Annotated in this window: 12 protein-coding genes and 1 CRISPR repeat array (1 of these 13 running past the window's edge); of the genes, 4 read left to right on the forward strand and 8 right to left on the reverse strand. The window is 49.0% G+C overall.

All coding sequences use genetic code 11. From position 1 onward, the window contains the following. From A6395_RS15995 to A6395_RS10300, 3 genes are all read left to right on the forward strand, one after another. Nucleotides 1–622, forward strand: a 622-nt coding sequence (locus A6395_RS15995; RefSeq protein ID WP_071398937.1) for a hypothetical protein, incomplete at its 5' end; no start/stop codon positions are given. Nucleotides 623–875: 253 nt separating this feature from the next. Continuing rightward, nucleotides 876–1,196, forward strand: a complete 321-nt coding sequence (locus A6395_RS10295) for a hypothetical protein (protein WP_071398938.1) — start codon at nucleotides 876–878, stop codon at nucleotides 1,194–1,196. Further along, nucleotides 1,193–1,741, forward strand: coding sequence for a hypothetical protein (locus tag A6395_RS10300; RefSeq protein ID WP_071398939.1), 549 nt, complete (start codon nucleotides 1,193–1,195; stop codon nucleotides 1,739–1,741). Before A6395_RS10295 ends, A6395_RS10300 begins: the two co-directional genes overlap by 4 nt. Before the next feature lie 107 nt (nucleotides 1,742–1,848). Here A6395_RS10300 and A6395_RS10305 read toward each other — a convergent pair whose 3' ends face one another. The 8 genes from A6395_RS10305 to A6395_RS10340 all read right to left on the reverse strand — a co-directional run bounded on the left by A6395_RS10305 (nucleotide 1,849) and on the right by A6395_RS10340 (nucleotide 9,461). Continuing rightward, nucleotides 1,849–2,304, reverse strand: a complete 456-nt coding sequence (locus A6395_RS10305; protein ID WP_071398940.1) for a WapI family immunity protein — start codon at nucleotides 2,302–2,304, stop codon at nucleotides 1,849–1,851. Nucleotides 2,305–2,306: 2 nt separating this feature from the next. Further along, nucleotides 2,307–2,549 (reverse strand): hypothetical protein, encoded by a 243-nt coding sequence (locus A6395_RS10310; protein ID WP_131441496.1) that lies wholly within the window; start codon nucleotides 2,547–2,549, stop codon nucleotides 2,307–2,309. 101 nt (nucleotides 2,550–2,650) lie between these two features. Next, complete coding sequence (locus A6395_RS10315; RefSeq protein ID WP_071398942.1) at nucleotides 2,651–4,003, reverse strand: GH1 family beta-glucosidase; 1,353 nt, start codon at nucleotides 4,001–4,003, stop codon at nucleotides 2,651–2,653. Between the two features lie 24 nt (nucleotides 4,004–4,027). Next, nucleotides 4,028–4,954, reverse strand: a complete 927-nt coding sequence (locus tag A6395_RS10320) for a carbohydrate ABC transporter permease (protein ID WP_173647386.1) — start codon at nucleotides 4,952–4,954, stop codon at nucleotides 4,028–4,030. Nucleotides 4,955–4,957: 3 nt separating this feature from the next. Next, on the reverse strand, nucleotides 4,958–5,857 hold the full coding sequence (locus tag A6395_RS10325) for a carbohydrate ABC transporter permease (RefSeq protein ID WP_071398943.1): 900 nt from the start codon (nucleotides 5,855–5,857) through the stop codon (nucleotides 4,958–4,960). A 62-nt stretch (nucleotides 5,858–5,919) separates the two neighbouring features. Then, on the reverse strand, nucleotides 5,920–7,233 hold the full coding sequence (locus A6395_RS10330; protein WP_071398944.1) for an ABC transporter substrate-binding protein: 1,314 nt from the start codon (nucleotides 7,231–7,233) through the stop codon (nucleotides 5,920–5,922). A gap of 195 nt (nucleotides 7,234–7,428) precedes the next feature. Then, a complete protein-coding gene (locus A6395_RS10335) occupies nucleotides 7,429–8,442 on the reverse strand; it encodes a LacI family DNA-binding transcriptional regulator (protein ID WP_071398945.1) in 1,014 nt (337 codons plus the stop codon). Between the two features lie 146 nt (nucleotides 8,443–8,588). Continuing rightward, on the reverse strand, nucleotides 8,589–9,461 hold the full coding sequence (locus A6395_RS10340; protein ID WP_071398946.1) for a TetR/AcrR family transcriptional regulator: 873 nt from the start codon (nucleotides 9,459–9,461) through the stop codon (nucleotides 8,589–8,591). 154 nt (nucleotides 9,462–9,615) lie between these two features. Between A6395_RS10340 and A6395_RS10345 the strand changes: the two genes are divergently transcribed. Then, entirely contained in the window at nucleotides 9,616–11,115 is a 1,500-nt protein-coding gene (locus A6395_RS10345) for a DHA2 family efflux MFS transporter permease subunit (protein WP_071398947.1), read from the forward strand. A gap of 118 nt (nucleotides 11,116–11,233) precedes the next feature. Beyond that, nucleotides 11,234–12,893: direct repeats of the CRISPR family, unit length 32 nt; unit sequence ATTTCAATCCACGCACCTACACGAGGTGCGAT; it runs 3,003 nt beyond the window's last position.

The raw sequence follows: 12,893 nt of genomic DNA on the forward strand, positions 1-12,893 counted from the left end.
GCAATTTACACTTGTAATGAGTACTCTATTACTTTTGTTTGGTTCTTTTTCACTTTCAGTTAATGCCGCTGAACATTCTGGGGCTACAAAACAGCATTTAAACTTGAATGACATCAAGAATCATGAACAAATTTTTGAGTTGATTCATCAAGATCCCAATGACATTATCTCTTCTTATTGGTTAGATGAAAGTGTCAAATCTGGTGTAATTAACATATTCAATTCATCAGAAAATAAATATTATAACTTGTACGTTGAAAAAGATCACATCACTTACTACAGTATTCAATATTATGTGAGTCATGATTCAAAAGATGCGAAATTCGAACTATATTCTATCGACTCATTTAATAATTCTCACCATGAATTCACTTCGCAAGTTGCAAACGAGACTGGCAAGGTCTCACATCAAATAAATGCAAAAAGTAATAGTAATACAGCTTACAAATGGGCCTGTATTTTCTCTAGCTATGTTGCTTGTGCAGCAGCGGCCGGTACAATAGGATTCGGAGTGGCTGGTCCATTTGGAGCAGGCGCAGCTGCTGTTGCCTGCAGATACGTTTTCCAAACGCTTGTCGAAAAATATGGTAGTAAAAAAGCAGCTTGTAAAATTTTTAGCTAACTTCCGTTGTAGGGAGGTAATCTTACTTTCCTACATCTTTTTTCCTTATTCTCCTTCTTTTTAACTCATGAGTATAAATTAAATACTTAATTTCTTTTCTACATAATACGTAAATTGAGAAACATAATTTCTTGCTTTAATAAGTCCGCTTTATATACTTAAACCAAGTATCGACCTGTAACAAAAACGACAGCCCTTCTCATCACAGAGAAGGGCTGTTATATTTAGGGAAAAAAGTAAAGGAGTTGGAAAAGTGGAAGTGTACTATCCTGCCCTATTTGCTGTTCTCGCTGGCGTGTCCGGATTAGTCGGGTTAGCACTACAGTCTGTCTATCCCATCTTGTTAGTACCTGTCTGTTTACTCGTCGCGGGATACTTTACAGTCTCTAAAAAGAAGCAAGCGGAAACACGCAATTATACGCCGAGCTTCATGATCTTATCGAGCGCCGCACTCGCATTCGGTCTCGGCTTTAAATCCATCGTCCCATACGCCATGCTCATCGGAATTGCGTTGCATATGGTCTGTATCGTATGCGCGTTCATTGCACTTGGCCGATATCAGTCGCAATCATGAAATCATTCTTACAGTCAGGAGGGATCGTCGGAGGACTTCTTGTCCTCCTCGTCCTTCCTTTGCTTTTACTTGATATCGGACTCATCTGGCTGCTCGAAAGGAGCTTGCCCGCACCGCTCTCCCTTTTGATCGCATTATGTTGCTTTTATAGCATATCTTTTGGCTTCGGACTCCTCATCGACGGTTTCGGCGCTGTCCTCGCGTCACTTCGTTACACTCGAGCATTGCCGTTCCTACGCGCCGTCGGTCATCTTGCGACAAGTGCCGGTAGTTTATATAGCGTGACCTGGTTATTCCCGAATGTCGCGTTGTCACCACTGACGATGAGCGTGATTGTTTTCGTGCATTGGCTTGGGGCACATCTTTGGCTTCGGAACGATTCACCGGGCAAAGCGGGAACTGCACCGAACGATTCCCTCGATCATCAAATTGTTCAGATGTTACGGACCGCGACCGTACCCGACTGTGTCGAGACCATCCAACAACAGTATCCAAACGTATCGAAACTCGAGATTTTGCGTCGGGTTCGTCGTATTAGCCGCTAAATCGAGCCATTTGTTGTTTACAAACTTTTTTAATCGTTTAAATTTTATTTTAACGATTAAAAAACGAACGCATAAAAATATCCATCTGTCGTCTAGACAGATGGATTTTACTTGATTGGCCCCCGTACTGGAAAATCAGTTGCGATGTCCCGTAATCCTTTTAAGAAGTTGTCCACATTCGTTATGGACGTCTCAAATTCAAAATCAATCTCCTCTGCCTCGTCCTCGAGCGGATGTTCCAAGATACCTCGTACGCTCACTTCATCCCCATCCGCGTCCCGTCTCGTCAACGTCACGCTGATGAACGGTTCTGTCGGCGCGAACACGACTTCCTGCACGTCGCCCGCTACAAACGACTCGAACACAGATATGTAGTGCGCCACGAGCAAACTGTCGAGCATAATGTCGTCGAATGTGATGCGATGGTCAGGCGTATGGAGCCCGACCCAATTCCGATGCCACGACGCGTCATGCATGTTGTCGGCGTCTGAATAGGCGTACGCGTAACTCTCGATTGTCACATCCATCGTCTCGTCACGCGACATCAATTTCGCAATCGGCATCGTTATCCGTCCTTTCGCAGTGAATAGCCGTCAATCTCCTGTAGACGCATCCGTTTCTGATCGACGGCCGCATGCACGATGACCGTCACCCCCGGATTGAGCTCCATCATCTTCTTGATTTTCGTCAAGTCGTCGCCTTTAATCTCGACCGGTAAGACGAACTCGCCTTCCTTCAAGTGAATGAACTTGATTTTCCCTTTATCGTCGTAACCTGTCACTTCGTATGTCGCATACTCGCGTTTCATCTGAACCGCCCCTTTCATTCGTTGTCCTCTTCTATACGTTCCCCGCTTGAATCGGTTCCACACAAAAAATCCATCCCTGTAGCGGCAGGGATGGATTCGTCTTACGCCTCGATGCTATCTGCGTGTTTGGCTTTATGGTCCGCGATGACGCCTGCGTACCATTTCGCGCTGTCTTTCCAGACGCGCTCTTGTGTGTCGAAGTCGATGTAGAGAATGCCGAAGCGTTTCTCGTAACCGAAGCTCCATTCGAAGTTGTCCATGAGCGACCAGAGGTAATATCCGGCGATGTTCATGCCTTCGTCGTTCAAGTCAGATACGGCCTCGAGGTGCTTTTGGACGTAGTCGATGCGATTATCGTCATGGACTTCGCCGTTCTCAAGCACGTCGTCATACGCTGCGCCGTTTTCTGTGATGATGATTGGAAGATCTGTGTACTCGTTACGTAAGCGACGGATCAGGTCTTTGAATTCGTTCGGGGCGATATCCCAGCCCATGCCCGTCTTGTCGTAATCGGAGTAAGCGGCGACTGTCATGAAGTCGTTCGCTGCGCTGAACTCGACGAGTCCACGACTGTAGAAGTTGATGCCAAAGAAATCGCACTCTGTCGAGATTGTCTCCATGTCACCTGGTTTGATGAAGTCGTACGAGTGAACGTATTTCGAGAACAAGTTCATCATGTCGACCGGATACTGGCCTTTGAAGACCGGATCGAGGAACCAACGATTCGAGTACCCGTCCGAGTTGTTCTGAGCGAGTTTGTCGTTCGCCGAGTCCGTCTTCGCGTAGACCGGTGATAAGTTGAGCGTGATGCCGATCGGTGTCGTCGACTTCATGTCGTTCTTGAGCAATTCAACGGCTTTACCGTGTGACAGCAACATGTGGTGCACGGCGCGGACCGCTTCGTTCATGTCACGATGTCCCGGTGCGTGAACACCGGCATGGTAGCCGAGGAAGCCGGCACACCATGGCTCGTTGTGCGTGATCCATGAGTCGACGATACCGTCGAGCTCCTCGAAACAAACTTTCGCGTACTCGAGGAACCAGTCGACCGAGTCACGGTTAACCCAGCCACCCTCTTCGTGAGCCCACATTGGCAAGTCCCAATGATAGAGCGTGACGGCCGGCTTGATGCCTTCTTCACGGAGACGCGTCGCGAGCGTCTTGTAGAATGCCATACCGGCCGGGTTGAACTCACCTTTGGCCGGGAAGATGCGTGGCCAGGCGATTGAGAAGCGATACGTGTCAACGCCGAGCTTTTTGATGTGCTGAATGTCTTCTTCATAGCGGTGGTAGTGGTCGCAAGCGACGTCACCGTTATGCTTGTCGAACACACGTCCGTCGATGTCACAGAACATGTCCCAAATCGACGGCGTGCGCCCGTCTTCGTTATGTGCGCCTTCAATCTGATAAGACGAAGTTGCCGTTCCGAAGACGAAGTCTTTGTTAAACTGCATAGTCAATTCCTCTTTTCTGTCTAGTTATTCTTTGACCGCACCAGCCGAGATACTGCTGACGATGTATTTCGACAAGAACAAGAAGGCGATCATGATCGGCACGACTGAAATCGCGATACCGAGGTAAAGGGCACCGAGGTTTTCGGCGACTTGCGAACCTTTCAAGAAGCCCATGAGTACCGGCAACGTGTACTTCTCTGGTGAGAACAAGAGCACGAGCGGCATCAAGTAGTTGTTCCACGAGCCGATGAACGTGAAGATCGACATCGTCGCAACAGCTGGCATCATCATCGGAAGCGCGATCGTATGGAAGATGCGAAGCTCGCTCGCTCCATCGATCCGCGCTGCTTCGATCATACTGACGTGCAGCGTCGCTTGCGTGTACTGGCGGATGAAGAAGACGACGAACGGACTCGCGATCGACGGGATGATGAGCGGGATGAACGAATCGAGAATCCCGAGCGTCTTGCTGATCTCGTAGAAACCGATAAGTCCGAGTTGTCCCGGGACCATCATCATGACGAGCATGAAGATGAACATCACATTTTTCCCTTTGAATTCATAGAACGAAAATCCGAACGCAGTCATGGCTGAGAAGTAACCCGAGAGTAACGTCACGAGCACTGCAACAATCAAACTGTTTTTAAATCCGGTCCAGATGTTGATGTAGTCGCTCAAGATCGCATAGTTATCGAGTAGTGATGTCCCTGGGATGAGCGAGAAACCGGTCATGATTTCTCCGTTCGTCCGTGTCGCGTTGACGAGCATCATGAGGAACGGGATGAAACAGATAATCGTCAAGATGACCAAGCCTGTATAGATCAAGCCACGGCTAAACCGTTTCTTTTTGACCTTGTTTTTTGGCGGCTCCACGCGGAGAGGTTTCTCCTCGCGCGGCGGCTGTACTTCGCTGTCGGCGAGCATACGCCGTGATTCTGCATTTTGTTCCATTGGTTATGCTCCCTTCTGCGCAGCGCGCTCTTTACGGAACATGCCTTTGAAGACGACCGCCGAGAAGACGAGCGTGATCAAGAACAAGCCGTAAGCAACCGCTGATGCGTAGCCGTAGTTGTTATACTTGAATGCTTGGTTGTACAAGTAAAGCACCATCGTGTTCAGTGCTCCATCTGGCGCACCGACTCCATCTGTCAAGAGAAGCGGAAGATCGAACAGTTGAAGGCCACCGATGAGCGATGTGATCATGATATACAACAGAATCGGTTTAAGCAGTGGCACCGTGACGTTCGTGAACATCTGCCAACGGTTCGCGCCATCGATATGGGCAGCTTCGAAGAAGTCTTGCGAGATCCCCGACACACCGGCCATGACGATGATGAACGAGTGACCGAACCACATCCATGTCAAAATGAGTGAGACGGACAGTTGTGCCGTCACCGGTTGCGATAACCAATTGATCGGGTCTGAAATAATGCCGAGTTTCAAGAGCATCATGTTGAGTGATCCGTGCTGCCAGTCGAGCAAAATTCCAAACAAGAGTGCGACCGAACTGATCGTGATCAAGTTAGGAAGATAGAAGAATGAACGGAAGAACGCGAGGCCCTTCAATTTCAAACGAAGATCTGAGAACAAGAGCGCGAGAGCCAGTGCGAGACCGATTTGCAAGACAAAGTTTATTCCCCAAATCTTAATCGTATTGACGAACGCCTCGATGAAGTATGTGTCTGTCAACAAACGCGCGTAGTTCGCGAAACCGACGACCTCTTCACCCGGGCTGCCGGTATAGTTGGTGAAACTGTAGTACAGGGTCAAGAAGACCGGGTAGATACTGAATGTCAAAAAGACGACCCAAAATGGGGCAATAAACGCATAGCCGTAACGGTCAAGTTTTTTCACGTCGTGTTACTCCTTCCATAGCAACCCTTAAGGGGGGAAATCCCCCCACGGGTTAGCTTGCTTCAGTCAACTGTAATGTCTGGGTAAGCGTTCTTCGCTTGTTTTTTGAACTCTGCGATTGCTTCGTCTTTCGACTTTTTGCCTTCAACGTATTGGAGGACAGACGCGCCGTAGAGTGTGTCGAGCTGTTGGTCGTATTTCGTTACGATTCCTGGTGTGATTTCATCAGCTTGGTCGAGGAAGAACTCATAGTTGTTCTGTCCGCCGAGGAAGTCGTCGCTGAAATCATCTTTGATCTTATCTGTGACCGGTTTGTAAGCGAGTACGTCACCAGTCTCTTCAGCCCAACCTGTCAAGAACTCTTCGTCTTGCGTCATGAGTTTAACGAAGTCGTATGCTGCTTCTTTGTTTTTCGACCCTTCGTAAACTCCGAGCCATGTGCCGCCCCAGAAGTACGGGCTTGGACCGTTTGTGACTCCCCAGTCACCGGCTGAATCTTTCGCGCTGTCTTTCAAGACACTGTGGAGACCCCATGTCGGGAGGACGTATGAGAAGACTTGTGTTTCGACTTCTTTGCCGCCTTCTTTAACTTTGATTGGTTTAGACATACCTTCGAACCAAGATGGTGACCATTCTGGAGCGAGTGCCGTGTATTGTTTCTCACGAAGCTCTTTCGCGTAGTCCATGTAGTCGATCTTATCTTGTGTCAAGACAAGTTCGTTCTTGTCGTTTACCCATGCTTCAGGGTTTGCGCCTTGTGAGAACCAACGGATCGCGCCTTCATCTGGGAACATGCGATAGCCTTTTTGTTTCATCTTCTCGGCAACTTCGAAAACGCCGTCCATCGAGCTCATCATGTTTCCGATTTCAGTCGGATCATCCGTGCCGAGCACTTCTTTCGCTAGGCTACGTTTGTAGTAGACACCACCTGGAGTCGTTTGCCATGAGAGGGCACGCACATCGCCTTCTTTGTCTTTACCGAGGTCAAAGACGTACGGGATGTAGTCGTCCGCGATTTCATTTACATTGTACGGCTCTTCCGAAAGGTTTTCCCAGTAGCCTGCGTCAACCCATTGCTTGAGGAACGCGATCTCCCCAGTGAACACGTCCGGTGCCCCAACGCCGCTTTCAAGTGCTGGCTTGAGTTTTGTCGGATAGTCCGCGATTGGAACAATTGTCAATTCGACTTTGACGCCGTTGCGCTCTTCGTACGTTTTGATTGGTTCTTTGAGCTCATCCGTGAACGACCAAACTTTTAAGACATCGTCTTTAGAACCTGACCCAGAACCTGAAGTTTCTTCGTCGTTTGAGCATGCGCCCAAGACGCCGACTGATAGTGCTCCGATTGAAAGTAAGCTGACTAATTTTTTACGCATGTGTGAACCCATCCTTTTAAGTTTTTAGAAAGCGTTTGCAAGAAGAGGGAATAAATTTTCGAAAGCGCTTTCGAAAATGTCGAAATAAAATATCGAAAGCGATTTCGATTTTTTGGGAATGACTTTCGAAATCGCGCTCTTCCCTCTATCTGATTAAAGGGGAGAGAGCGACTTCGAAATATCATCGGGACTACTTTAGTTTTTGACCGGTGCGCATGACAAGCGTTCGATCAATTTGACCGGAATAACTCGACGTTCTGTGAGTCGTTCTTTAGCGGTCATTTGTTCAATCAACAACTCGGCTGCTGCTTCGCCGATCTCGTCCGTATCTTGACGAATCGTCGTCAGCTTCGGCGTGATGTACTTGATCATGTCGATGTCATCGTAACCGATGATCGAGATGTCTTCCGGCACCCGGAGACCGTGCTCATGGACGGCTTCAATCGCACCAATCGCCATCTGGTCACCCGCGACGAAGACTGCGGTCGGAGGGGTTTCGAGCTTTAGAAGCTTCTCCATCGCTTGTTTACCTTCTTCGACTGAAAAGAATCCGGCGTTGATCAGATAACCTGGCTCAATTGGAAGATCGAGTGCCTGCATGGCGAGCTCGTACCCTTTGATTCGGGCCGCACCGGCGTCAATCGTTCTGTCACCGGCGATATGTGCGATCTTGCGATGACCGAGTTCGTACAAGTGGTTCACGGCTAAACGTGCACCCTCGATATTGTCCGAATAGACGACGCTACAATCCGCGCTGTCCATATCGACGACGACGATCGGGATGTCGCTTTGCATGAGTTCTTGGACTTGCTCATCCATCCGGTCCGAACAGATGACGACGATGCCGTCAACGGCGCGGTGTTTGAAGTGTTCGAGATAACTCATGTCACGGTTGCGGAGGTTTCTTGAGGCAAAGATCAAATCATAGCCTTGTTCCTCTGTCGCGTGACGAAAACTTTCAATGATTCCGTTAAAGAATGGATGTTTCATCCCAACTTCGTTCGCTTCCGAGAACATGACTCCGATTGCCCACGATTTCTTCGTCGATAACGACTGGGCGTGTGCGTTCGGCAGATAATCCATCTCGGCGGCTGCTTTTAAAATCTTGGCTCTCGTCTTGTCGCTCACGTCCTTGTAGTTGTTCAACGCTTTAGAGACGGTCGTGATCGAAAAGCCGGTTTTCTTTGCTAAATCATAGATCGTACCCATGTCAGTCTCCTCTTCCCGAAAGCGCTTTCGGTAATTTGATTGTAGCGCATGAATTTGTAGGAATCAATTCTTTTTCGTGGAATATTTTGAGATTTATTTTTGTGACGTCTTTCTTCTATATAACAGTAACAGGAAAGTTTTTGTCGTCAATGTGTCCGTGTGTACAACCATACAAGATTCGTAAATTTTTGAACCTCGGTCTCGCCAGTGACACCTTTGAACAAGCGTTGAAACGGCTTGAGCAATTGCTCGATTACAATTTTCCGAAGCCGCTCTTGATGCAATTCATACGTGATCGCCTCAAATAAATCCCTTTGTTCTTCCGTCATTACCACATGCTTTTGAATCCGCTCTGCCATCTCGACCAACTCTTCTTTCGTGACCAAGTTTTTATCCGTCGTCCCCCGCATTTGATCGACCGTGACCGGGTTCAAGATATGTTCGCCCGTCTCGACCATCCGTGCTGCCATCAGCTCGACGTACTCGTACAAGTTACGGATAAGTTTCTGGATCGAGTAAGCCGTGTTCGTGATGCGTAACGTGAACAGCACGTGTTGCAACATTCCGTTGAATAGAATCGTCAATTCGATCGAATACGGACGAATCGGTTCGCCGATGATTTCCGTCAGTCGCATCGCGAGCCACTCAATCTCATAGACGCGATGCTGCAAGACGAGTTTTTTCAATTCAGGCTCGTTCGCCGACATGATCGACTCGAACAAAGCGTACAGATTACGTTCCTCATTCAACTGAATGAGAATCGAAATCTGCTCGATGAAGACGTCCTTATCGCGCTTGTCCCGCCCCATCTGCATCTCGATGCGACGCTGGCCGGCGTCATAACGCAAATTCTCAAGGATGTTGGCGACGCAGTCCGTCTTCGAGGCGAAGTAGTTGTAGAACGTGCCTTTTGAAATATTGGCTCGCTCGATGATTTCTTGAACCGATGTCTGTTGTACCCCGTTTTCGATGAACAACGTCATGGCAACATCGGCGACTTTTCGTTTCTTATCTTTCATATACTGATTACTCCGTTCTGCTTAGTTTGTACCCTAAGTATAGCATTTTGAACTACCGGTACAAAATTGTTGATTTATTTATACGATGGGTATAAAATCATTTCATCGACACTTACTAGTATATAACTATTTAGAAAATAAAGGAGCAACTCGTATGAAACCAGAATTTCAAAAGAAACCGCCGTACCTCATGCTTGCGGTTTTGTTCGTCGGGGCGTTCATCGCCTTCTTGAACAACTCATTACTTAACGTCGCGCTCCCATCGATCATGGTCGATTTGGAGATCGCCGACTATTCGACCGTCCAATGGCTCGCGACAGGCTTTATGCTTGTTACGGGCGTCCTCGTCCCAGCATCGGCCTACTTGATCACCCGCTTCTCAAACCGGGCGCTCTTTATTACGTCAATGGCAATCTTCGCTCTAGGGACGGCGATTGCCGCCTTCTCTCCAACGTTCGGCTGGTTGCTCTCAGGGCGGATGATTCAAGCGGTCGGTGCCTCGACGATGGGACCGCTCTTGATGAACGTCATGCTCGTCAGCTTCCCGCGTGAGAAACGCGGAACGGCAATGGGTATCTTCGGTCTCGTCATGATCACGGCACCAGCGATCGGACCGACATTGTCGGGCTATATCGTCGAGTACTACGACTGGCGCGTCTTGTTTGAGATGATTCTCCCACTGGCGATCATTGGACTCGCACTTGCCGTTTGGAAAGCCGAGAACGTCATGGTCCAAAACAAAGACCAATCGCTCGACTACTTGTCGCTCGTCTTATCGACGCTAGGCTTCGGCGGAATTTTATACGGCGTCAGTTCGGCGAGTTCGGACGGTTGGGACAACCCAATCGTCTTGACGACGATGATCGTTGGCCTCATTGCACTTATCGCGTTCGTCGTCCGCCAGCTCAATATGGAAAAACCGCTCCTCGACTTACGGGCGTATAAATATCCGATGTTCGCACTCGCGTCGATCATCGCGATGGTCAACGCGGTCGCCATGTTCTCCGGGATGATTTTGACACCGGCCTACGTCCAAAGCGTCCGCGGCATCTCGCCGCTCGACTCAGGACTGATGCTGTTGCCAGGTGCCATCATCATGGGGATCATGTCACCGATCACGGGGAAACTGTTCGATAAGTTCGGACCGAAGTTGCTTTCCATTACCGGTCTCACCATCACGGCGATCTCGACGTATATGCTCGCGAACGTTCAACTCGACTCGACGTATACGTATATCGTCACGACGTACACGCTTCGCATGTTCGGGATGTCGATGGTCATGATGCCCATCATGACTAACGGTCTCAACCAGTTGCCGACACACCTTAACCCGCACGGCACGGCCATCAACAACACGGCACAACAAGTATCCGGTGCGATCGGGACGGCAGTGCTTGTCACCATCATGAACTCGGTGACACGGACTGAAGCCGAGTCACTTATGACCGGCGTCGATCCGTCGACACTCACTGAAAGCGCAATGGGTGCGATGACGCAGCAAGCGCTACTGTCAGGGATTCAAGTATCGTTTTATGTTGCGCTCGCGATGAACTTACTTGCGCTTGTATTAGCATTTTTCGTGAAACGGGTCGATGTTCGAAACCTTGATTTCAAACAAGAAGATATAAACAAAGAATTGAAACGCGCAAACTAAACAAACATGAAATTAATTTACAGGCAAATGGACGAACCTCCTCAGAGATTCGTCCATTTGCCTGTAAAAACGATGTAAGTCACTTAGAAATGTCAATGCTTATGATACTGATTATGCCTTTTCAATCCACGCACCTACACGAGGTGCGACCTTATCCTCGCGTTCTTCGTGAAACGGGTCGATGTATTTCAATCCACGCACTCACATGGAGTGCGATGATTCACGCGATCCGTCGTTCACGATTGTTGAGAAATTTCAATCCACGCACTCACATGGAGTGCGATGGGACGTGCGCCCATGATGTTCGACATGATTAATAATTTCAATCCACGCACTCACGTGGAGTGCGATCGTCACGAGCCGGAGCACGATGAGCCCGACGAGATTTCAATCCACGCACTCACATGGAGTGCGATTCGCTCGCTTACGCTCGTTATGTTTTGGCCGTATTATTTCAATCCACGCACCTACACGAGGTGCGATCGGGACTACCGGTGAGACGTTGGACGGGCATGCATTTCAATCCACGCACCTACACGAGGTGCGATCGAGTTGGGTCGCTGTTGGGGCGAAATGAAATCGAATTTCAATCCACGCACCTACACGAGGTGCGATAATGATCGCTTGATGGCTCTCGTCACCTTCTACATTTCAATCCACGCACCTACACGAGGTGCGATCCCAGTCTTTGCAGATTACCAACGTGAGAAAGCAATTTCAATCCACGCACCTACACGAGGTGCGATGGTGTCGTACCGTTCTTCGATGCACCCACCGGATTATTTCAATCCACGCACCTACACGAGGTGCGATCTAAAGGGATTGCACAGTCAGAGGGGATGGTAGCATTTCAATCCACGCACCTACACGAGGTGCGATGGCAACCGCAAGTCCACGGTAAACGAGTTTACCAATTTCAATCCACGCACCTACACGAGGTGCGATATAGGCGCTTCCGGCTCGTTCGGGTCGGGATAGCTATTTCAATCCACGCACCTACACGAGGTGCGATTTGCGAGGCGGGCACTTTACCGTCGGCTCCAAGGATTTCAATCCACGCACCTACACGAGGTGCGATTGCGAGGCGGGCACTTTACCGTCGGCTCCAAGGATTTCAATCCACGCACCTACACGAGGTGCGATCAACGTTTTGAGCGGTCTTGATGTGCTCTTCAACATTTCAATCCACGCACCTACACGAGGTGCGATGTGTCAAAATCTTCGTTCTTCTTGAGCGTCGTGATATTTCAATCCACGCACCTACACGAGGTGCGATTCTTCCTTCCGTTACGGTAGTACGTCCATATCATATTTCAATCCACGCACCTACACGAGGTGCGATCCTTTCGTTTCCCCATTGTTCCCACTCCCTACATATTTCAATCCACGCACCTACACGAGGTGCGATTTTGCTCGATGTAGCTTTCAACTTGCCCCTCTAAATTTCAATCCACGCACCTACACGAGGTGCGATCGACGAGTGGGTTCCCGTTCGCATCTTCCAAGTAATTTCAATCCACGCACCTACACGAGGTGCGATAACACCGGGCAACTGAATACCTACTTTGGTGAGTTATTTCAATCCACGCACCTACACGAGGTGCGATTAGCGGCTGCCACAAACTCTCCGGTTGAGAAGGTGATTTCAATCCACGCACCTACACGAGGTGCGATCGTGCGGCGACGACAGTGTTGTAATCGCTCGACTTATTTCAATCCACGCACCTACACGAGGTGCGATCGGGCGGCGTGATCGTGACTGTGCTGTCGGTTAAATT

Origin of the sequence: Exiguobacterium sp. SH31 (assembly GCF_001816105.1) — a bacterium.
GTDB classification, from domain to species: domain Bacteria; phylum Bacillota; class Bacilli; order Exiguobacteriales; family Exiguobacteriaceae; genus Exiguobacterium; species Exiguobacterium aurantiacum_A.